This is a genomic window from Pseudooceanicola antarcticus (assembly GCF_900215355.1).
Taxonomy (GTDB): domain Bacteria; phylum Pseudomonadota; class Alphaproteobacteria; order Rhodobacterales; family Rhodobacteraceae; genus Pseudooceanicola; species Pseudooceanicola antarcticus.
The window spans coordinates 538,334-558,398 of sequence record NZ_OBEA01000002.1 but is presented as its reverse complement, the minus strand read 5'-3'; the positions used below and the strand labels follow the sequence as shown (position 1 = coordinate 558,398).

At 66.4% G+C, this 20,065-nt stretch carries 17 protein-coding genes; 7 read left to right on the top strand and 10 right to left on the bottom strand.

The window, feature by feature from the left end; translation table 11 throughout:
• The first annotated feature begins 165 nt into the window (after positions 1-165).
• On the top strand, positions 166-1,242 hold the full coding sequence (locus tag CRO50_RS07245; protein ID WP_097145203.1) for an NAD(P)/FAD-dependent oxidoreductase: 1,077 nt from the start codon (positions 166-168) through the stop codon (positions 1,240-1,242).
• Between the two features lie 287 nt (positions 1,243-1,529).
• Here CRO50_RS07245 and CRO50_RS07240 read toward each other — a convergent pair whose 3' ends face one another.
• A complete protein-coding gene (locus CRO50_RS07240; RefSeq protein WP_097145202.1) occupies positions 1,530-4,022 on the bottom strand; it encodes a GcvT family protein in 2,493 nt (830 codons plus the stop codon).
• A 379-nt stretch (positions 4,023-4,401) separates the two neighbouring features.
• On the opposite strand from CRO50_RS07240, the gene CRO50_RS07235 reads away from it, so the two are divergent.
• Positions 4,402-5,160 (top strand): electron transfer flavoprotein subunit beta/FixA family protein, encoded by a 759-nt coding sequence (locus tag CRO50_RS07235; RefSeq protein ID WP_097145201.1) that lies wholly within the window; start codon positions 4,402-4,404, stop codon positions 5,158-5,160.
• Positions 5,160-6,086 (top strand): electron transfer flavoprotein subunit alpha/FixB family protein, encoded by a 927-nt coding sequence (locus CRO50_RS07230; protein WP_097145200.1) that lies wholly within the window; start codon positions 5,160-5,162, stop codon positions 6,084-6,086. Before CRO50_RS07235 ends, CRO50_RS07230 begins: the two co-directional genes overlap by 1 nt.
• Before the next feature lie 376 nt (positions 6,087-6,462).
• Here CRO50_RS07230 and CRO50_RS07225 read toward each other — a convergent pair whose 3' ends face one another.
• The gene (locus tag CRO50_RS07225) at positions 6,463-7,299 is read right to left on the bottom strand and encodes a DUF6473 family protein (RefSeq protein WP_097145199.1); all 837 of its coding nucleotides are present in this window, start codon (positions 7,297-7,299) and stop codon (positions 6,463-6,465) included.
• Between the two features lie 149 nt (positions 7,300-7,448).
• Here CRO50_RS07225 and CRO50_RS07220 point away from each other — a divergent pair, with 149 nt between their 5' ends.
• Positions 7,449-8,324 (top strand): 3-hydroxybutyryl-CoA dehydrogenase, encoded by an 876-nt coding sequence (locus CRO50_RS07220; RefSeq protein WP_097145368.1) that lies wholly within the window; start codon positions 7,449-7,451, stop codon positions 8,322-8,324.
• A gap of 58 nt (positions 8,325-8,382) precedes the next feature.
• Here CRO50_RS07220 and CRO50_RS07215 read toward each other — a convergent pair whose 3' ends face one another.
• The 4 genes from CRO50_RS07215 to ccrA all read right to left on the bottom strand — a co-directional run bounded on the left by CRO50_RS07215 (position 8,383) and on the right by ccrA (position 12,628).
• Positions 8,383-9,102, bottom strand: coding sequence for an SDR family oxidoreductase (locus tag CRO50_RS07215; protein ID WP_097145198.1), 720 nt, complete (start codon positions 9,100-9,102; stop codon positions 8,383-8,385).
• Entirely contained in the window at positions 9,099-10,640 is a 1,542-nt protein-coding gene (locus CRO50_RS07210; RefSeq protein WP_097145197.1) for an ATP-dependent DNA helicase, read from the bottom strand. The genes CRO50_RS07215 and CRO50_RS07210 overlap by 4 nt, the downstream gene beginning before the upstream one ends.
• A gap of 306 nt (positions 10,641-10,946) precedes the next feature.
• The gene (locus CRO50_RS07205) at positions 10,947-11,225 is read right to left on the bottom strand and encodes a hypothetical protein (RefSeq protein WP_143516868.1); all 279 of its coding nucleotides are present in this window, start codon (positions 11,223-11,225) and stop codon (positions 10,947-10,949) included.
• A 107-nt stretch (positions 11,226-11,332) separates the two neighbouring features.
• Positions 11,333-12,628 (bottom strand): crotonyl-CoA carboxylase/reductase, encoded by a 1,296-nt coding sequence (ccrA, locus tag CRO50_RS07200; RefSeq protein WP_097145195.1) that lies wholly within the window; start codon positions 12,626-12,628, stop codon positions 11,333-11,335.
• A 337-nt stretch (positions 12,629-12,965) separates the two neighbouring features.
• Between ccrA and CRO50_RS07195 the strand changes: the two genes are divergently transcribed.
• From CRO50_RS07195 to CRO50_RS07185, 3 genes are all read left to right on the top strand, one after another.
• On the top strand, positions 12,966-14,945 hold the full coding sequence (locus CRO50_RS07195; protein ID WP_097145194.1) for a methylmalonyl-CoA mutase family protein: 1,980 nt from the start codon (positions 12,966-12,968) through the stop codon (positions 14,943-14,945).
• A 138-nt stretch (positions 14,946-15,083) separates the two neighbouring features.
• Positions 15,084-15,788 (top strand): purine-nucleoside phosphorylase, encoded by a 705-nt coding sequence (gene deoD, locus CRO50_RS07190; RefSeq protein ID WP_097145193.1) that lies wholly within the window; start codon positions 15,084-15,086, stop codon positions 15,786-15,788.
• The gene (locus CRO50_RS07185; RefSeq protein WP_097145192.1) at positions 15,785-16,777 is read left to right on the top strand and encodes an aldo/keto reductase; all 993 of its coding nucleotides are present in this window, start codon (positions 15,785-15,787) and stop codon (positions 16,775-16,777) included. The genes deoD and CRO50_RS07185 overlap by 4 nt, the downstream gene beginning before the upstream one ends.
• Before the next feature lie 4 nt (positions 16,778-16,781).
• Here CRO50_RS07185 and CRO50_RS07180 read toward each other — a convergent pair whose 3' ends face one another.
• The 4 genes from CRO50_RS07180 to CRO50_RS20085 all read right to left on the bottom strand — a co-directional run bounded on the left by CRO50_RS07180 (position 16,782) and on the right by CRO50_RS20085 (position 19,960).
• Positions 16,782-17,624 (bottom strand): urea carboxylase-associated family protein, encoded by an 843-nt coding sequence (locus tag CRO50_RS07180; protein ID WP_097145191.1) that lies wholly within the window; start codon positions 17,622-17,624, stop codon positions 16,782-16,784.
• Between the two features lie 350 nt (positions 17,625-17,974).
• Positions 17,975-19,153: a type III PLP-dependent enzyme gene (locus CRO50_RS07175; RefSeq protein ID WP_097145367.1), complete on the bottom strand. Its 1,179-nt coding sequence runs from the start codon at positions 19,151-19,153 to the stop codon at positions 17,975-17,977.
• Positions 19,154-19,453: 300 nt separating this feature from the next.
• On the bottom strand, positions 19,454-19,678 hold the full coding sequence (locus CRO50_RS07170; RefSeq protein WP_097145190.1) for a hypothetical protein: 225 nt from the start codon (positions 19,676-19,678) through the stop codon (positions 19,454-19,456).
• Between the two features lie 123 nt (positions 19,679-19,801).
• Complete coding sequence (locus CRO50_RS20085; protein ID WP_157791727.1) at positions 19,802-19,960, bottom strand: hypothetical protein; 159 nt, start codon at positions 19,958-19,960, stop codon at positions 19,802-19,804.
• Between the last annotated feature and the right edge of the window lie 105 nt (positions 19,961-20,065).

Sequence of the window (20,065 nt, the reverse complement as noted above, 5' to 3'; positions counted from 1 at the left end):
GTCTGGCTTTGAAGATCGCGCCCCGGCAGGTCCGCCCTGCCGGGGCGTTTTCATTTGCAAAACAGCAAGCCTTGGTTTGCAAACCCGGCAAGCCCTTGAAACCCTGTGCAACTTCCACGGTGGACCGGGCTGGTACAGCCCCCTGCCCCGTGTCAGACTGACCGCATGAGCGACAGTTTCGACATCCTGATCATCGGCGGCGGCATCGCGGGGCTCTCGCTTGCCGCAGAGCTTGCCCCCCATGCCTCGGTCTGCCTGCTGGAGCGCGAGCCGCACCTGGCCTACCACGCCTCGGGCCGCTCGGCGGCGATGTATATCGGCGACTACGGCAACCGGATCGTGCGCGCCCTCAACCACGCCAGCGAAGCCAGCCACGATGCAGGCGGCATCCTCACCCCCCGTCCCATGCTGATGCTGGGCCGCGCCGAGGACGAGGCCGGCTTCGACGATGAAGCCGCGGGCCTCGGCCTCGCACGGGTGCCGGTCTCCGAGGCGCAGCCCTACTTTCCCCTGCTCGACACATCGGTGATCACCCGCACCGCCATGCGCCATGACACCTACGCCATGGACACCGACCTGATGGTGCAGAACGCCCGCAAGGCGGCCCTGACCGGCGGCGTGCGGATCGTGACCGGCGCCGAGGTCACGGCCCTGCAGCACGACGGCAGCTGGCAGGTCAGCGCAGGCGAAAAATCGTTCATTGCCAAGACCCTGGTCAATGCCGCCGGGGCCTGGGCCGATGACATCGCAAGGCTGGCCGGGATCGCGCCCCTGGGCATCCAGCCCTACCGCCGCTCGATGGCGGTGCTGCCCCTGCCCGAGGGGCTGGACACGTCCGGCTGGGCCTTCGTGGATGCGGCGGGCGAGCGCTGGTACGCCAAGGCGCAGGCCGGCAAGCTGCTGGTCTCGCCCTCGGAGGCCGACCCGATGCCGCCGATGGACGCCTGGGCCGACGACATGGTGCTGGCCGAGGGCCTGGCCCGCTTTGAAGAGATGGTGACCATGGAGGTCACCCGCCTTGAACATTCCTGGGCCGGGCTGCGCAGCTTCGCCCCGGACCATGCGCTGGTCATCGGGCGCGCCCCCGCGAATCCCGATTTCCTCTGGCTGGCCGGTCAGGGCGGCTACGGCTTCCAGACCGCACCCGCCGCCGCGCACCTTGCCGCCGACCTGGCCCTGGGCCGCACGCCCGAGCTGCCCGACGAGGTGGTCACCGCGCTCTCGCCGGCCCGATTTGGTTAAGGGACCGTTCGGCCCCCCACCCCGCGCCAGTCTCGAATCACCCGGCAAAACTCCGGGTTAACAGGCGCTTGGCCCCCGAAATGCCCTGTCGGCATCGCGTCGGCACAACGTCGGTATCACGTCGGTATGTTCCACCGCACCAGGCCCGGTTAACGGAGCGCGCGGCCCCTATCATCACCAGGCTGAAAATACTCCCGCCGGAGGCCTCCGACAGGTCGGCCAGGCGCCCGGCAAGGAAAAGGGCCGGACCCCGAAGGCCCGGCCCCTTTACCGCCTTTCCGCAGCGATCAGCCGTCGATGCGGATCTTCTCGTTCTTCGGATCATAGGGGCTGTCCTCGACGATGACGGCCTCCCAGAGCTTGTCGAACATCTTCACCTGCAGCGTCTTGCCCACCACGGCGGTCTCGGGCGCGACATAGCCCATGCCGATGGACTTGCCGAAGGCCACCGAGTAGCCGCCCGAGGTCAGACGCCCGACGCGGGTCGCGCCATCATACAGTGCCTCGCGGCCCCAGGGATCGGCATCCTCGGGCCCGTCGATCAGCAGGGTGACGCACTTCGAGCGCACCCCCTTGGCTTCCAGGGCCGCCTTGCCGGCGAAGTCCTTGGAGAGGTCGATGAAGCGCGGCAGATCGGCTTCCAGCGGGGTCGCATCGCGGCCCAGCTCGTTGCCGAAGGCGCGGTAGCTCTTTTCCTGGCGCAGCCAGTTCTGGGCGCGCCCGCCGACCAGCTTCAGACCGAAGGGCTCACCCGCCTTCATCAGCGCATCCCAGAGGTGGTTCTGCATCTCGATCGGGTGATGCAGCTCCCAGCCCAGCTCGCCGGTATAGGCGACGCGGATGGCGTTCACGGGCACCATGCCCAGCTCGATCTGGCGGGCCGAAAGCCAGGGGAAGCGCTTGTTGGACAGCGCGCTGTCCGGATCGGCATCGCGGATCAGGGTCTTCAGCAGGTCGCGCGACTTCGGCCCGGCGAGGGCAAAGACGCCCCACTGGGTGGTGACATCGGTGCAGGACATCCAGCCGAACTCAGGCATCTTGTCCTCGATGGCCTTCATCAGGAAGTCGCTGTCATAGGCCTGCCAGGCGCCCGCGGAGACCAGGTAATAGGTATCCTCGGCCAGGCGCACGATGGTGTATTCGGTGCGCGTGGTGCCCGCGGAGGTCAGCGCATAGGTCAGGTTGATGCGCCCGACCTTGGGCAGCTTGTTGCAGGTGAACCAGTCGAGGAAGGCGGTAGCGCCCGGCCCCTTCAGCAGGTGCTTGGTGAAGGCGGTGGCGTCGATCAGGCCGACGCCTTCGCGCACGGCCTTGGCCTCTTCCACCGCGTATTGCCACCAGCCGCCGCGACGGAAGCTGCGCGAGGCATGGTCGTCGAAGCCGACCGGCGCGTAGTAGTTGGGGCGTTCCCACCCATTGACCGAGCCAAACTGCGCGCCCGCGGCCTTCTGGCGGTCATAGGCGGGCGAGGTGCGCAGGGGGCGGGCCGCTTCGCGTTCCTCGTCGGGGTGGTGCAGGATGAAGACGTGCTCATAGGCCTCTTCGTTCTTGGCCACGGCCCAATCGTTGCTCTGCCAGTCGCCGTAGCGCTTGGGATCGAGGGAGGCCATGTCGATCTCGGCCTCGCCCTCGACCATCATCTGGGCCAGGTAATAGCCGGTGCCGCCGGCGGCGGTGATCCCGAAGGAGAAGCCCTCGGCCAGCCACATGTTCCTGAGGCCCGGCGCGGGACCCACCAGCGGGTTGCCGTCGGGCGTGTAGCAGATCGGGCCGTTGAAATCGTCTTTCAGACCAACGGTTTCCGAGCTGGGCAGACGGTGGATCATCGACATGTACTCTTCCTCGATCCGTTCCAGATCGAGCGGGAAGAGGTCGGCGCGGAAGCTGTCGGGCACGCCGAAGCGGAAGCGCGCGGGCGCGTTCAGCTCATAGGGGCCCAGGATCCAGCCGCCGCGTTCCTCGCGGACGTACCACTTGGCATCGGCATCGCGCAGCACCGGGTGCTCGGCGCCACCGGCGTTGCGGTAGGCGACCAGCTCGGGGTCGGGCTCGGTGACGATGAACTGGTGTTCGACCGGGATCGCCGGGGTCTTGATGCCCAGGAGCTTGGCGGTGCGCTGCGCGTGGTTGCCGGTGGCGGTGACGACATGTTCGGCGGTGATCACGATCTGCTCTTCGGTCGGCACCAGGTTGCCGCCCTTTTCGGCCATCTTGGTGCAGGTGACTTCCCAGGCCTCGCCGGTCCAGTGGTAGCCGTCGACCTGCCACTTGCGTTCGATCATCACGCCACGCTGGCGGGCGCCCTTGGCCATGGCCATGGTGACGTCAGCCGGGTTGATGTAGCCATCGGTGGGGTGGAAGATCGCGCCTTCCAGCCCCTCGACATTGACCAGCGGCCAGCGCTCCTTGATCTGCGCAGGCGTCATCCATTCATAGGGCACGCCGCAGGTCTCGGCGGTGGTCGCATAGACCATGTATTCGTCCATCCGCGCCTTGGTCTGGGCCATGCGCAGGTTGCCGACGACCGAGAAGCCGGCGTTGAGGCCGGTTTCGGCCTCGAGCGTCTTGTAGAAGTCGACCGAGTACTTGTGGATATGGGTGGTTGCGAAGCTCATGTTGAAGAGCGGCAGGAGGCCCGCGGCATGCCAGGTCGAGCCCGAGGTCAGCTCGTCCCTTTCCAGCAGCATCACGTCATTCCATCCTGCTTTCGCAAGGTGATAGGCGATGGAGGTGCCGACGGCACCGCCGCCGACCACGAGAGCTTTGACCTGGGTTTTCATAGGCGACCTTTCCCTGATGCGAGCCGCTTGGGCGTTTCGGACAGCTTTATCAGGTGCGCCATTTCGAGATGGGTCCAGCCGACGCAGAATCGCCCGAATGCGACCTCTGTGCAGATGGCGGCGCTTTTCCGGCCGGATGGTGATATGATGAGAAGATCAAACGCCTATGAGTCGGTCGAATGATCTTGCCGTAGGGGCGCATAAACATTCCGCACTGCAGAAATTCCGCCGCGATGCGGAAAAAAACGTGACGTTGAAGCGCAGGGGAATGTCCCTTTTGACCTGTCACCAACAGCCTTGCACCTATATCAACTTCCAAGAGAAGGAAGACCCTGCACGAATCCGCCAGGGTCCAGAGACAGAAAGGGAGTGACCGCAGATGAAGGTGCTGGTGCCTGTCAAACGCGTGATCGACTATAACGTGAAAGTTCGCGTCAAAGCGGACGGATCGGGTGTCGATCTGGACAATGTGAAAATGTCGATGAACCCCTTCGACGAGATTGCCGTCGAAGAGGCGATCCGCCTGAAGGAAGCTGGCACGGCCTCTGAGGTCGTCGTGGTTTCCATCGGCGTCGCCAAGGCGCAGGAAACCCTGCGCACCGCGCTGGCCATGGGTGCCGACCGCGCCATCCTGATCACCGCCGCCGATGACGTGCATACCGACATCGAGCCGCTCTCCGTGGCCAAGCTGCTGAAGAGCGTGATCGACGAGGAAGCACCCGAGCTGGTCATCGCCGGCAAGCAGGCGATCGACAACGACATGAACGCCACCGGCCAGATGCTGGCGGCCCTGCTGGGCTGGTCCCAGGCGACCTTCGCCAACGAGGTGAAGATCGAGGACGGCGCCGCCCTGGTCACCCGCGAGGTCGACGGCGGCCTGCAGTCGATCAAGGTGAAGCTGCCCGCCATCGTCACCACCGACCTGCGCCTCAACGAGCCGCGCTACGCTTCGCTGCCCAACATCATGAAGGCGAAGAAGAAGCCGCTCGAGACCAAGACCCCGGAAGACTACGGCATCGACGTGACCCCGCGTCTGCAGGTCGTCAAGACCGCCGAGCCCGAGACCCGTCAGGCAGGCGAGATCGTGGGCTCCGTCGATGAGCTGGTGGCGAAACTGAAAGAGAAGGGGATCGTGTAATGGCCGTTCTTCTGCTTGCTGAAATCTCCGACGGCGCGCTGGCGCTGGATGCCACCGCCAAGGCTGTCTCGGCTGCCGGCAAACTGGGCGATGTGACCGTGCTCTGCGTCGGCGAAAGCGCCCAGGGTGCTGCCGAAGAGGCCGCCAAGATCGCCGGCGTCTCCAAGGTGCTGGTCGCCGAGGATGCGCTTTACGGCCACCGCCTGGCCGAGCCGGTCTCGGTTCTGGTTGCCAAGCTGGGGGCCGACTTCGACCACATCGTCGCGCCGGCCACCACCGACGCCAAGAACATCCTGCCGCGCGTCGCCGCCCTGCTGGACGTGATGATCCTGACCGACGTCACCGCCGTCATCGACGCCGATACCTTCGAGCGCCCGATCTACGCCGGCAACGCCATCCAGACCGTCAAGTCGCTGGATCCGAAGAAGGTCATCACTTTCCGGACCTCGACCTTCGATGCCGCAGGCGAGGGTGGCTCTGCCGCCGTCGAAGCCACCGCCACTGCCGAAGACCCCGCCCTGTCGGAATGGGTCGAGGACAAGATGGCCGAGAGCGACCGCCCCGAGCTGACCTCGGCCGGCATCGTCGTCTCTGGTGGCCGTGGCGTGGGCTCTGAAGAGGACTTCGCGCTGATCGAGAAGCTGGCCGACAAGCTGGGCGCCGCCGTTGGTGCCTCGCGTGCCGCCGTCGATTCGGGCTTTGCGCCCAACGACTGGCAGGTGGGTCAGACCGGCAAGGTCGTGGCGCCTGAGCTCTACGTGGCCGTCGGCATCTCGGGTGCGATCCAGCACCTCGCGGGGATGAAGGACTCCAAGGTCATCGTGGCGATCAACAAGGACGAAGAGGCGCCGATCTTCCAGGTTGCCGATTACGGCCTGGTTGCCGACCTCTTCGAGGCCGTGCCCGAGCTGATCGAGAAGCTCTGAGCCGCGACGGGTGGTGGAGTAAACCCCACCCTACGGAACTTGCGAAGGCCCGTCAGACATGGCGGGCCTTTTGCTTTTGAGGCAGGGGGTCGGGGGCTCTGCCCCCCGCGCCTTCGCGCTCCCCCCGCAGTATTTTCGGCCATCGGATATGAGGGAGGGCCGGTGCCGCCGGGCGGAACCGGAATGCCCCCGTTTGACGGCCACAAGTCCTCAGCTGCAACGGCAGCGCCCTTGGGGTGGGCGCAGTGGGGGCGCTGCCCCCGCCTCCATGACGGAGGCTCCCCCGCAGTATTTTCGGCCCTCGGATGGGAAGAGAGACCCTGTTCCAACCCGAGGCCGGGACTATTGATTTTTGACCGGGGGGAGCGGGGCCGCGTCAGTGGGGAGCGAGCAGGCCTTCGAGCGGGCCGGCCAGGGCCTCGGCCACCTCGCCATGGGCTGCGGAGGAGAGCTGTTCGGCGGCAGCCGGGGCTTCCATGGCGCTGAAGATCATGCCTGCCGTGCCCTCGGCACGGGCCGACGCACTAGGCACGCAGGTGATCACCCCGTTCACCCTGTCACGCAGCGCGTCGATCATCTGGGGCGTGATGAAGAGCGGGTCGCGGTCCAGCGCCGCGTCATCTTCGGCGGCGGCGGGTTCGTGGTCGGCAAACCACAGGAGCAGCACCGGCACCGGGATATGGGTCAGCAATTGCCCCATGCGCGCCACCCAGGCCTGTTGCAGCTCTTCGCGCAGCATGGCGAAACGCTCGGCCGACGTGTCCCTCAGGCTGGTCAGCAGGTGGCGGGTGAAGTGGAACTCGGTGAAGTCGACATCGCGGAACACCGTCTGCAGCAGGCTGGAGGCCTGCAGGAAACGGTCGTTGCGACGCGGATGCACGCTGTAGAAGCGGTTCGACATGTTCTGCGCCCCCGGAATGCGCAGTACCACGGCACGGGCCCTGGCCACCACCTGCAGCAGGTCGGGATCGCAGAGGAAGGCATCCACCCCGGCATTGGGCCAACCGAGATTGACCGAGGCGACCCCCAGGCGCTCTTCCAGGATCGCCGGATAGGGATGGGCGATGAACTTGCCGTAGGTCTCTGCCCCGCCGAGGAAGGCGGTGAAGGGCCCGTCGATGCGCCGCTTCGGCCCGCGGAACAAGGTCTTCGACTGCCCGTAACGGCACGGAAAATAGTCAAGGCCACCCCGGCCCAGTTGATCAAAGGTCATTGTACCCACCACGCATGTCTCACCCACCGCACATCCTGCCCGTGAAAGCTTGCCAAAGGCCTAAGCCCGGTCAGCGACCCTGGCAGGGCTTGCGGCGGCGCCCGCCCCGGTCCACATTGCCCGCGACGAATTCAGCGATGGAGGGTCCCGTGGAGATCCGTTCTGTAGGAGTGATCGGCGCAGGCCAGATGGGCAACGGGATTGCCCATGTCTGCGCGCTTTCGGGGTACGACGTTCTGCTGAACGATATCAGCCAGGAGGCACTGGACCGGGCGCTGGCGACGATCAACAAGAACCTCGACCGGCAGGTCAGCCGCGAGAAGATCACCCAGGCCGAGAAAGACGCCGCCATGGCGCGGATCTCGACCACCATGGTGCTGGCCGACCTGGGCCCCACCGATCTGGTGATCGAGGCCGCCACCGAGAAGGAGCACGTCAAGGAGGCGATCTTTGCCGACCTGCTGCCGCATCTGAAGCCCACCACGATCCTGACCTCGAACACCTCTTCGATCTCGATCACCCGGCTGGCCTCGCGCACCGACCGGCCCGAGAAATTCATGGGGTTCCACTTCATGAACCCGGTGCCCGTGATGCAGCTGGTCGAGCTGATCCGCGGCATAGCCACCGATTCAGAGACCTACGAGGCCTGCCTGAAGGTCGTGGAACGGCTGGGCAAGACCGCCTCTTCGGCCGAGGATTTCCCGGCCTTCATCGTCAACCGCATCCTGATGCCGATGATCAACGAGGCGGTCTACACGCTCTATGAAGGCGTCGGCAACGTGAAGTCCATCGACGGGGCGATGCGCCTGGGGGCGAACCATCCGATGGGCCCGCTGGAGCTGGCCGATTTCATCGGGCTGGACACCTGCCTGGCGATCATGAACGTGCTGCATGACGGGCTGGCCGATACCAAGTACCGCCCCTGCCCCCTGCTGACCAAATATGTCGAAGCCGGCTGGCTGGGCCGCAAGACCGGCCGCGGCTTCTACGACTACCGCGGCGAGGAGCCGGTGCCGACGCGCTGAGCAGCAGGGCATTGGTTCAGGGGGCCGGGACGGCGGGGTGAACCCCGCCCCACGGGCCTCAGCCCCTGCCGATATAGGGCATCTTGGTCGCCATCAGGGTCATGAACTGCACATTGGCCGAAAGCGGAAGCTCGGCCATGTGCAGCACCGCCCCGGCGACTTCCTCGACCTCCATCACCGGGGGCGGGTTGTCGGGGGTGCGGGCGATGATCCCGTCCAGAAGCTCTGTCCGCGCATTGCCGATGTCGATCTGGCCGCAGGCGATGTCGAAGGGGCGGCCATCCAGGGAAAGGGATTTCGTCAGCCCGGTGATGGCATGTTTGGTCGCGGTGTAGCTGACCGAGCCCTCGCGCGGGACATGGGCCGAGATCGAGCCGTTGTTGATGATCCGCCCGCCCTGCGGCGCCTGGCGCCGCATCTGCGCAAAGGCAGCGCGGGCGCAGAGGAACATGCCGGTGAGGTTCACATCGACGATCCGCCGCCACTCGGCCACCGGGATCTCGTCGATCGGGGCCTGGGTGCCGAACATGCCGGCATTGTTGAACAGCACGTCGAGCCGCCCGGCGCGGTCGGTGAAACTGGCGAAGGCCGCCTCGACCTGGGCCTCGTCTGTCACATCGGCGGGCAGCACATGGGCACGGGGCTGCCCCTCGGCCAGGGCCTGCAGCCTGTCCTCGCTGCGAGCCAGCAGCCCGACGGTCCAGCCCCTGTCCAGGAAGTGGCGCGCGGTGGCGGCGCCGATCCCGGCGCTGGCGCCGGTGATCAGGATGGTGCTCATGCGAAGTCCCCCTCGGTCTGGGCCTGCAGGGTCAGCGTCGGCGCGGCGGCGACGCGCAGGTCGTCGACCGAGAGCGGCTCGGTCGGCTTCGACAGCCGGTTGCGGGTGACCCAGAGCAGGCGCTCTTCGGCGCGGGTGATGGCCACATAGGCGAGGCGTTTCCACAGCGGCTGGCCGGCCTCGATCCGGCCCATGCGCGAGGCGACCTCGATATCCGGGGCGAAGACCTGCACGTCGCGCCACTGGGACCCTTGCGCCTTGTGGATCGTCACCGCCGCGCCATGCAGGAAGGTGGCGCCCATGCGCGCGGCATAGGGGATGAAGGGCTCCTCCTCGTCCGGTTTCTCGATCTTGACGATGGAGGCGGCGGAGACCTGGGGGTTCTCGGCCCCGACCACGTGCAGCCGGGAGAACCCGCCGCGCTTGCCCGGTCCGAGGTAGATCACCTGGGCGCCCTTGATCAGCCCGCGCGCCTCGAGGTCGAGGCGCTTCTTGCGGTGCTTCATCGGCAGTTCGATCCCGTCGCAGATCAGCGGCTCGCCGGGCAGCAGGGCGTCCTCGGGGGCGTCATGGACCCGGCGGAAGGCATTGATCAGGCGGATGCGGGTGGCATTGCGCCAGACCAGCACGGGCGAGCGCGCCATCAGCCCGGCCTCGACCCGGCCGGCGAAGACGACCCGCTCGTCGGCGCGGGACTTCTCTTCGACCATGCGCTCGAAGGCGTAGAAATCGACCATCGGGTCGGCCAGGGCATGGGCCAGGTCGAGGATCGGGTTGTCGGCATCCTGGCGATGGATACGGGCGAGGGTCAGCAGGGCGGGTTCGGGCAGCGCCTCGAAGACCATCTTGCCGGACTGGCCGACGGGGGCGAGCTGCGCCGGATCGCCGAAGAGGACGAGGTTGGGGAAGATCTCGCGCAGGTCGTCGTACTGGCGTTCGTCCAGCATCGAGGCCTCGTCGATGAAGCCCACGTCCAGCGGATCGTCGCGGCGTTTCCAGCCGGTGATGAAGTCAGAGCCGCGCAGCCCGGCGACGGCCAGGGCGGCGGGGATCGATTTGTTGATCTCGTAGCTGGCCTTGGCGCGGTCGAGCATCTCGGGCGTGGTGCCCTCGATCTCGGGCTTCTCGCCCTGGCCCTCGAGCCATTCGGCGATGGCCTCGTAGATCGGATCGTAGACGGGCTTGTAGAGGATGCGATGGATGGTCGTCGCCGGCACCCCGCGCAGGCGCAGCACCGAGGCGGCCTTGTTGGTGGGCGCGAGGATGGCAAGCGTCCGGGCGTCCTTGGCTCGCTTGGGCTCGTAATCGCCCGAGACGATGGAGACTCCCGAGGCCTCGCAGGCCTTGTAGAGCTGGGCCAGCAGCATGGTCTTGCCGGAGCCCGCCTTGCCCAGCACCGCGAGCGAGCGCTGGCGGCCTTCGATGGCCGGCACGGTGGTGCCCTCAAGCAGGTCGATCCCGGCGCCCTTCAGGGTCTCGGAGATACGGTCCCAGGCCTCGGCCTGGTCGTCGGAAAATGTAAGCGCGGGGACAGTCATGGGCGAGACGCTATCCCGAGGCGTGGCAGAGCGCCAGAGCCCGAGAGGCCGAGAGAAGACCCCGGCGACAGAATTTCCGGAGGCAGCTCGAAAGGCGACAGCGGCCGCAGGCGTGGGGCGGGTGCCAAGCCATCTTCCCCGGGGTGCCCGACTTCCCCGGCTTGCCCGACTTCCCCAGCTTGTCGGCCTCCCCCGGCTTGTCCGACTGCCCCGGCTTGCCCAACCTGCGCTGGTCCGGCCCTCTGCAAAGGTGGATCAGCATCCACCCTACCCCGTGCCCTTACCGCCGGGCCCTACTGCCCGGCCCTAGTGCTCGCGCAGGGAGGGCATCTTGCCCTGCTCGTAGGAGGTCTGGAAGGCCGAGCGCATCCGGTCGATCCGCTTGCGCGTGATCTCATCCTGCACGACACGGCTGACCTGGGCGAGCTTCTCGGAAGAGGTGTAGAGCTCCCGGTCCCGCGCGGCTTCCTGCAGGTCGGCCAGCACGTCGATGATCCATTGGTCCGCGCTGAGCTTCGACAGCATCGCATCGGCAGCCGCCGCATCGCTGGCCCGGCCGGACCTTCCCTGACCCTCTTGTCGCATCTCGATCTCCCGCATGCTCTGCCCGGTGCCGCCCCGCAAAGACAAGGCAGGCAAGTCCGGAGACTCGCCTGCCATTCTGGGGACGACACCCTAAGAAGCGGTAAAGATCAGCTGGCGCTCCCGCCCGCTTCCAGCACGTCCTCGACCGTCCGCAACCCGGTGCGCGGGGCCTGCACCAGCACCGCCATGTTGCCGGGCTTGTGCTCGTTGCGCAGCATCTTGGTATGGGCGCGCGGGATCTCTTCCCAGGGGAAGACCTCTGACATGCAGGGGTCGATCCGGCGTTCGATCATCAGCTTGTTCGCCGCCGAGGCCTGCTTGAGATGGGCGAAGTGGCTGCCCTGCACGCGCTTCTGGTGCATCCAGAGATAGCGCACGTCGAAGGTGCAGTTGAACCCCGAGGTGCCGGCGCAGATCACCACCATGCCGCCCTTCTTGCAGACGAAGGTCGAGACCGGGAAGGTCGCCTCGCCCGGATGCTCGAAGACGATATCGACATTGTTGCCCTTGCCGGTGATGTCCCAGATCGCCTTGCCGAACTTGCGCACCTCCTTGAACCAGGCGGCATATTCCGGCGTGTTCACGGTGGGCAGCTGGCCCCAGCAGTCGAATTCCTTGCGGTTGATCACGCCCTTGGCGCCCAGGCTCATGACAAACTCGCGCTTGTCCTCGCCCGAGATCACCCCGATGGCATTGCCCCCCGCCGCGTTGATCAGCTGGATGGCGAAGGAGCCGAGACCCCCCGACGCGCCCCAGACCAGGACGTTCTGGCCCGGCTTCAGCTCATGCGGATGATGGCCGAAGAGCATGCGGTAGGCGGTGGCCAGGGTCAGAGTGTAGCAGGCGGATTCCTCCCAGCTGAGATGCCTGGGACGGGGCAGCAGCTGCTGCGCCTGCACGCGGGTGAACTGCGCGAAGGAACCGTCGGGGGTCTCGTAGCCCCAGATCCGCTGGCTGGGGGAATACATCGGATCGCCGCCGTTGCATTCCTCGTCGTCGCCATCGTCCTGGTTGCAGTGGATCACGACCTCATCGCCCACTTTCCAGTTCTTCACGCTGGAGCCCACGGCCCAGACCACGCCCGAGGCATCGGAACCGGCGATATGATAGGGCGCGCCATGGCCATCGAAGGGAGAGATCGGCTGACCGAGACCGGCCCAGATGCCGTTGTAGTTGACCCCCGCCGCCATGACGAGAACCAGCACCTCGTGGCTGTCCAGCTTCGGCGTCTCGACCACTTCGACCTGGAAGCTCTGCTCGGGTTCGCCGTGACGCTCGCGGCGGATCGCCCAGGCGTACATCTTCGCCGGCACATAGCCGAGCGGCGGCATCTCACCGATCTCGTAAAGCTCTTTCTCCGGTGCCGTGTAGGGGGCGATCCCTGTCTCCGTATCCAGTGCCATTTTGGCCTCCTCCAACCCGTTTCGCCGCGACGCAGAATCGCGGGGCATGACGGAGGGATACATTTCAGCGCGTAACTTTGCAATCCATTTGATCGTCATTTTGTAATTTTATGTCGCTCTGGAAACTTTTTGCGGTGCGAGCCGACTAAGAAACACTAGGCATGCAGAGGGCCCGCCGTGCGAGAGCCCCCCCGCCCCGGCCCACGCCGCCGGTTTCCCGGCCTCTGAGCGGGACGCCGCGATGCGGCGAATTGACAACGCCACATTCTTTCCCATATCTACAGCCCCAGGTAATTAAATTACCCATGCGTCGCATGCAGCGAGGAGGAGAGCCAAGATGACCCGACAGACCGAGACGCCCCCGGCCAAGGACCGGCCCTGGCTCTTCCGTACCTATTCGGGTCATTCGACGGCGGCGGCCTCGAATGCGCTCTACCGCGCCAATCTCGCCAAGGGGCAGACGGGGCTTTCGGTGGCTTTCGACCTGCCGACCCAGACCGGCTACGACAGCGATCACCTGCTGGCGCGGGGCGAGGTCGGCAAGGTCGGCGTGCCAGTCTGCCACCTGGGCGACATGCGGGCGCTCTTCGACCAGATCCCCCTGGCCGAGATGAACACCTCGATGACGATCAACGCCACCGCGCCCTGGCTGCTGTCGCTCTATATCGCCGTGGCCGAGGAACAGGGGGCCGATCCCGCCACCCTGCAGGGCACGGTGCAGAACGACCTGATCAAGGAATACCTCAGCCGGGGCACCTATATCTGCCCGCCCGAGCCCAGCCTGCGGATGATCGCGGACGTGGCCGAGTATTGCTACCGCGAGGTGCCGAAGTGGAACCCGATGAACGTCTGCTCCTACCACCTGCAGGAAGCCGGCGCGACGCCCGAGCAGGAGCTGGCCTATGCCCTGGCCACCGGCATCGCGGTGCTGGATGCGCTGCGCCCCCGCGTGGCCGAGGCCGATTTCCCGGCGCTGGTCGGGCGGATCAGCTTCTTCGTCAACGCGGGCATCCGCTTCGTCACCGAGATGTGCAAGATGCGCGCCTTCACCGATCTCTGGGACGAGATCTGCCGTGAGCGCTACGGGGTAGAAGAAGAGAAATACCGACGCTTCCGCTATGGCGTTCAGGTGAACTCGCTCGGGTTGACCGAGCAGCAGCCGGAAAACAACGTCTACCGCATCCTGATCGAGATGCTGGCGGTGACGCTGTCGAAGAAGGCCCGCGCCCGCGCCGTCCAGCTGCCGGCCTGGAACGAGGCCCTGGGTCTGCCCCGCCCCTGGGATCAGCAGTGGTCCCTCAGGATGCAGCAGATCCTGGCCTATGAGACCGACCTGCTGGAATACGGTGACCTGTTTGACGGCAACCCGGCGGTGGCCGCGAAGGTCGAGGCGCTGAAGGCAGGCGCGCGCGACGAGCTGAAGCAGCTGGACGGCATGGGCGGGGCCATCGGCGCGATCTCCTACATGAAGTCCCGCCTGGTCGAGAGCAATGCCGCGCGCCTTGGCCGGATCGAGCGCGAGGAAACCGTGGTCGTCGGCGTCAACCGCTGGACCGAAGCCGAGCCCTCGCCCCTCTTGGGCGAGGACGGTGGCATCATGCGTGTCGACCCTGCGGTCGAAGCGGACCAGGTGTCGCGCCTCGATGCCTGGCGTTCGGCGCGCGACGATGACGCGGTTCGCGCGGCCCTCGATGGGCTGCGCGAAGCGGCCCGCGCCGGGGCGAACATCATGCCGGCCTCCATCGTCGCGGCGAAGGCGGGTGTCACCACCGGCGAATGGGCCGAATGCATGCGCGAGGTCCATGGCCAGTACCGTGGCCCAACAGGCGTCGCCGCCGGCATCTCGAATCGCGCCGAGGGGCTGGAAGAGCTGCGCGGCGCGGTGGATGCGGTCTCTGCCCGTCTCGGGCGGCGCCTGTCCTTCATGATCGGCAAGCCCGGCCTCGACGGCCATTCCAACGGCGCCGAGCAGATCGCCTGCCGGGCCCGCGACTGCGGCATGCAGATCCACTACGAGGGCATCCGCCTGACCCCGGAAGAGATCGTCAACCGCGCCCGCGACGAGGGCGTCCACGTGCTGGGCCTCTCGGTGCTTTCGGGCAGCCATATGCCATTGGTCGAAGAGGTGCTGCGCCGCATGAAGGATGCCGGCATGGCGCATGTGCCGCTGATCCTCGGCGGCATCATCCCCGATGCCGATGCCAAGGCGCTGCTTTCGATGGGCGTGGCGCGGATCTACACGCCCAAGGACTTCGCGCTGAACCGCATCATGTCCGATGTGATCACCCTGGCCGCGCCCGACGAGGTCGCCGCCTGAGCCGGCCCCCCCGGAGGGGAGGCCCCGGGTCGGCCGCCCGCCCAGTGACCCGAGGCGCGTCTTGCCCTCAGGCGCGAAGACATTACTCTGTCGCCGACCCCGCGCGGGCACCCGCGCGGCCCATCGAAGGACAGAGACATGACCGTTCATATCGGAGCCGCCCCCGGCCAGATCGCCGAAACCGTGCTGATGCCCGGTGACCCCTATCGCGCCCGCTGGGCCGCCGAGACCTACCTGCAGGATGTCGAGCTGGTGAACGAGGTGCGCGGCATGCTGGGCTTCACCGGCACCTGGAAGGGCAACCGCGTGACGATCCACGGTTCGGGCATGGGCATGCCCTCGCTGTCGATCTACGCCAACGAGCTGATCAAGGATTACGGCGCCAAGACCCTGATCCGCATCGGCTCCTGCGGCGGCATGCAGGAGAAGGTGAAGATCCGCGACGTGATCCTGGCGATGACCGCCTCGTCGCTCTCGACCCCCTCGGCCGGCATCTTCAAGGAGCTGAACTTCGCCCCCTGCGCCGATTTCGGGCTGCTTGCCGCGGCCCATGCGGCGGCCACCGCCAAGGGCACGCCGACCCATGCGGGCGGCATCTATTCCTCGGATGTCTTCTACGACGAGCGCCCCGACCTGAACGAGCAGATGACCCGCCATGGCATCCTGGGTGTCGAGATGGAGGCCGCGGAGCTCTACAACCTCGCGCATCGCTACGGCTGCCGCGCGCTGGCCATCCTGACGGTGTCCGACCACCTGCAGACCGGCGAGGCCCTGCCCTCGGAAGACCGTGAAAAGAGCTTCGGTGACATGGTGGAAATCGCGCTCGAGGCAGCCTTCGCATGAGTTTCAAGCAAGTAGAACTGGGCCGCACCGGCATCATGGTGCCGCAGCTGGCCTTCGGCGCCATGTCCTTCGGCGGCATGTTCGGCCCCACCGATGAAGAGACCAGCCACGCCTGTCTCGATGCCGCCATCGAGGCGGGCATCACCTTCTGGGACACCGCCAATATCTACGGCATGGGGGTTTCGGAAACCGTGCTGGGCCACTACCTGGCGGCGAAGAAGCCCGAAGGGATCACCATTGCCACCAAGGCCTCGATCATCCCCGGCCCGCCGCGGCGGATCGACAACAGCTATGATTACCTGCGCAGCGAGCTGGAAGGTTCGCTCGAGAAGCTGGGCCTGAGCTCGGTCGAGCTCTTCTACGCCCACCGTCACGACCCCGAGACCCCCATCGAGGAGGTGGCCGAGACCATGGGCCGCCTGATCGACGAGGGTCTGATCAAGGGCTACGGCCTTTCCGAGGTCGCGCCCTACACGCTGAGCCGCGCCCATGCGGTGCGCCCGGTGACGGCGGTGCAGAACGAATATTCGCTCTGGACCCGCCTGCCCGAGCTCGGCCTGATCCGCAGCTGCGCCGAGCTGGGCGTCAGCTTCGTCGCCTTCTCGCCCGTGGCGCGCGGCATGTTCGGCGAAACCTCCGTCGATCGCGCCGACATGCGCGAGGGGGACTTCCGCCTCTCGAACCCGCGCTTCACCGAGCCGAACTACAGCCACAACCTGGCCAAGGTGGAGGAGTTCCGCCAATGGGCCCATGGCCGTGGCGTCTCGGTCGCGGGCGCGGCACTGGCCTGGGTCATGGCCCAGGGCGATCACGTCATCCCGATCCCCGGCACCCGCACCGCCGCCCATCTGAACGAATGGCTGGATGCGCAGAAGATCGAGATGGACGCGGCGACGCTGGCCGAGATCGAGGCGATCCTGCCCGCGGGCTGGGCCTGGGGCGATCGCTACGGCGACAAGCAGATGGTCGCCGTGGAACGCTACTGCTGAAGGGTCAGAGCCCGTGGCTTCGGTCGTATCCCGACCGCTGCGGGCTCTGCCAGCCATCCAGCGCGCCGGGCTCGGGCGCCAGGATCTCGATCTCCATGGGATAGCAGGCCGCCTCGTCCGAGCTGTGCTCGGAAGAGCAATCGCCGCCGGGACAGGCCGAAAGCGCGCCCAGAAGGTCGATCTCGGCAAAGAAGGTCAGGTGGTCGCCGGGGCGCACGGGGCTGGCCTTCATGAAGTACTGGCCGGTGTCACGGGTGAAGCCCGTGCACATGAAGACATTCAGCACATCATGCACATGCGGCTCTGCCGCCTCGGCCGAAACGCCCAGGTGCTGCGCCAGCGCGCGGGTCAGGTTGGAATGGCAGCAGTGGTGGTACTGGCTGCCCGCCAGCAGGTTGCCGGTATAGGGATCGCAGCGGGTGCCGATCACGTCATGGACCGAGCCGCCATATTGGTCGATCCCGTACCAGCCGAGGCTATCCTCGACGATGGTCGCCATGGGGCGCAGGTTCGGGAAAGAGGACCAGAGCCGCTCGCCCGTCGTCACATGGGTGCCATGCAGGGCGCGGGTCTTGCCGGAATAGAAGCGCTCGGAGATGTCCTGGGCGTTCCAGAGGTTGAGATCGCCGACCTGCGGCCCCTCGACCGACCGGATGCGGAAGAAATGCCCGGCCGGCACCTCGAAGACCCCGGCCTCGCGCGGCGGTGCGATCACCGTGCCGGTCACCTTTGCCCCTTCCAGCGCCGCCGCGTAGAGGGCCAGGTCAGGCATCGGCAGTGTCTCGTTCGGATAGCAGATCACCGGCTTCACGGCACGGCGGGCCTCGGCGTCGGGGGGTATGGTCATGGGAGATCTCCTTTCAGGGCAAGGAACCCGCCCCGGCCCGGTTTTGCAAGGGGAGCCGCCCCGGATTTTGCCCGTGCCGGGCGGCAGCCTCCGGCGGGAGTATTTTCAGCCTGGTGATGATGCGGGACAGGGCCATAGGAAGCGGCGGACTTTCGCCATGGAGAGCGTGCACGCTCCCGGAGGCATAAGTAGGCCGCCTTTCCGGCACCGTCCCGCATCATCACCAGGCTGAAAATACTCCGGGGGAGTCTCCGCAGGAGACGGGGGCAGAGCCCCCCACCCTGCCGGCACAAAAAGGAAGGGGCGCCCCGAAGAGCGCCCCTCGCAGTCACAACCCTGTCGGGCCGGGATCAGTCGCCCAGCACCACCACGTCCAGCGGCGGGAAGCCGTTGAAACCGATGGAGGCATAGGTCGAGGTATAGGCACCGCAGTTACGGATGATGAACTTGTCGCCCGAGCGCAGGCCGAGCGGCAGGTCGACCGGGCGCTTTTCGTAGAGCACGTCGGCAGAGTCGCAGGAGGGGCCTGCCAGGATGCAGGGGCCGTGGCCCTCGTGATCGCGCTCGGTCAGGAACTGGTAGCGGATCGCCTCGTCCATGGTTTCGGCCAGGCCCGAGAACTTGCCGATGTCCAGGTAGACCCAGCGGTGCAGGTCGTTTTCCGACTTGCGCGAGACCAGCAGCACCTCGGCGGCGATGGCACCGGCCTCGGCCACCAGGCCGCGGCCCGGCTCTGCCATCACGTGGGGCACGTCGCCGAAGCGCTCGCCGATCAGCTCCATCACGCGGGCGGCATAGGCGGTCGGGCCCTGGATCTCTTCACCGTAGAAGGCCGGGAAGCCACCGCCGATGTTGAGCAGGGTCAGGTCGTGACCGGCCTCGCGGGCGGCATGCCAGACGGCGGCCACCTGGTCGAGCGTGGCGGTCCACATCTCGGCGCGGCGGGTCTGCGAGCCCACGTGGAAGGAGATGCCGACCGGCTCGAGGCCCAGCTCGACCGCACGGTCCATCAGGCTGATGGCGCCTTCGCGGGCGATGCCGAACTTGCGCGACAGCGGCCAGTCGGCCTGGGAGGCATCGACGATCAGGCGGATGTAGACCTGCGCACCGGGCGCATGCTCGGCGATCTTCTCGAGCTCTTCGGGCGCATCGGCGGCGAAGAGGGTGACACCGGCCTGCCAGGCGAAGGCAATGTCGCGCGGCTTCTTGACGGTATTGCCGAAGGAGATGTGGTCGGGGTGGGCCCCCAGCGACAGGCAGAGCTCGATCTCGGCACGGGAGGCCGCGTCGAAGCCCGATCCCAGCGAGACCAGGCGCTCGATGATCTCACGCTGGGGGTTGGCTTTCACCGCGTAGTGGATGCGCGCACGGCCCAGGCCCTCTGCCAGGGCGTGGTATTGGGATTGCACGCGGGCAATGTCCAGCACCAGCGTCGGGCGCTCGAAGTCGTTCTGCCGAATGAAAGCTTCGACACGGTTTTGAGTGCGCACGGAGGCGCGGGCCGAGAAATCGGCAACAAAAGCGTTCATGGTCATCTCCAATAGACCCGGCCATATATGACCGCTCAGTTCCAAGGGAGACGTTACCGTCGCTACATAACCGTAGAGGTTTCGCCTAGGTTCGCGGTCCGCAGACCGTTCGACCCAGAGGCTGCCCTTTCGCCAGAGGCGCGTGCGTTGGCGTCTTGGCCGCGCATATCGGGCGAAACAAAGATTCGTTCAAGGGGTAATTTTTCGGCCTGGGCAGATTTTTTCCGAGCCGGATTTCCGCTGAATCCCCTTGAAATTTGAGCAAATTTTCAAGGTTCTGACGTGGCTCGATTTTTTGCCTCAGCCCCGCTTCGAGCCCTGTGTCGGACGCGCGCCGCAGATGCGCGGAGGTTTGCCGTCGGCGGTATAGGTTTCCATGCCGCAGAGGGGGCATTGGTAGAAGCTCTTGCCGTCGCGGTCGCGGCTGCGGTCCATGCGCCAGCGGCAGCCCTTGGTGGGCGAAGGGCCATAGATCCACATGTAGATCAGGAAGATGGCGATGCCGATGGGGATGAGAAGAACCATGAGAGGGGTCTGTCTTCCGGCGGCGGGAAAGGCAAGGGGGCGCGGCAGGTGCGGCCCGGAAATGACAAGCGCGCGGCCCGAGGGAGGCACCGCGCGCTTTCATCTCACCATGTCGCGGCCCATTCAGGCGGCGGCGGTGTAGGGGGCGTAGTCCTGCTGGGTCTCGCGGGTCTCGGAGACCAGGCGGGGCAGCGGGGTGAAATATTCATATGCGGCGTTCAATGCGTCCAGCGCAGCCTGGGCGCGGCGCAGATCTTCGGTCTTGGGGGTCGTGGTGGTCATCGGCTTGGCCTTATCTGTCTGTCGCCCCTCCCTGCTGGTCTATATGGCATGGCCGGGCGCCGGTGAGATGAGGCAAGTGGGAAATCTCGCTATGCTGCACGTGCA

Excerpts from the sequence above, each read along its gene's own strand:
- CRO50_RS07245 (WP_097145203.1), top strand. The coding sequence starts at position 166 with ATGAGCGACAGTTTCGACATCCTGATCATCGGCGGCGGCATCGCGGGG.
- CRO50_RS07240 (WP_097145202.1), bottom strand. The coding sequence starts at position 4,022 with ATGAAAACCCAGGTCAAAGCTCTCGTGGTCGGCGGCGGTGCCGTCGGC.
- CRO50_RS07235 (WP_097145201.1), top strand. The coding sequence starts at position 4,402 with ATGAAGGTGCTGGTGCCTGTCAAACGCGTGATCGACTATAACGTGAAA.
- CRO50_RS07230 (WP_097145200.1), top strand. The coding sequence starts at position 5,160 with ATGGCCGTTCTTCTGCTTGCTGAAATCTCCGACGGCGCGCTGGCGCTG.
- CRO50_RS07225 (WP_097145199.1), bottom strand. The coding sequence starts at position 7,299 with ATGACCTTTGATCAACTGGGCCGGGGTGGCCTTGACTATTTTCCGTGC.
- CRO50_RS07215 (WP_097145198.1), bottom strand. The coding sequence starts at position 9,102 with ATGAGCACCATCCTGATCACCGGCGCCAGCGCCGGGATCGGCGCCGCC.
- CRO50_RS07210 (WP_097145197.1), bottom strand. The coding sequence starts at position 10,640 with ATGACTGTCCCCGCGCTTACATTTTCCGACGACCAGGCCGAGGCCTGG.
- CRO50_RS07205 (WP_143516868.1), bottom strand. The coding sequence starts at position 11,225 with ATGCGACAAGAGGGTCAGGGAAGGTCCGGCCGGGCCAGCGATGCGGCG.
- ccrA (WP_097145195.1), bottom strand. The coding sequence starts at position 12,628 with ATGGCACTGGATACGGAGACAGGGATCGCCCCCTACACGGCACCGGAG.
- CRO50_RS07195 (WP_097145194.1), top strand. The coding sequence starts at position 12,966 with ATGACCCGACAGACCGAGACGCCCCCGGCCAAGGACCGGCCCTGGCTC.
- deoD (WP_097145193.1), top strand. The coding sequence starts at position 15,084 with ATGACCGTTCATATCGGAGCCGCCCCCGGCCAGATCGCCGAAACCGTG.
- CRO50_RS07185 (WP_097145192.1), top strand. The coding sequence starts at position 15,785 with ATGAGTTTCAAGCAAGTAGAACTGGGCCGCACCGGCATCATGGTGCCG.
- CRO50_RS07180 (WP_097145191.1), bottom strand. The coding sequence starts at position 17,624 with ATGACCATACCCCCCGACGCCGAGGCCCGCCGTGCCGTGAAGCCGGTG.
- CRO50_RS07175 (WP_097145367.1), bottom strand. The coding sequence starts at position 19,153 with ATGAACGCTTTTGTTGCCGATTTCTCGGCCCGCGCCTCCGTGCGCACT.
- CRO50_RS07170 (WP_097145190.1), bottom strand. The coding sequence starts at position 19,678 with ATGGTTCTTCTCATCCCCATCGGCATCGCCATCTTCCTGATCTACATG.
- CRO50_RS20085 (WP_157791727.1), bottom strand. The coding sequence starts at position 19,960 with ATGACCACCACGACCCCCAAGACCGAAGATCTGCGCCGCGCCCAGGCT.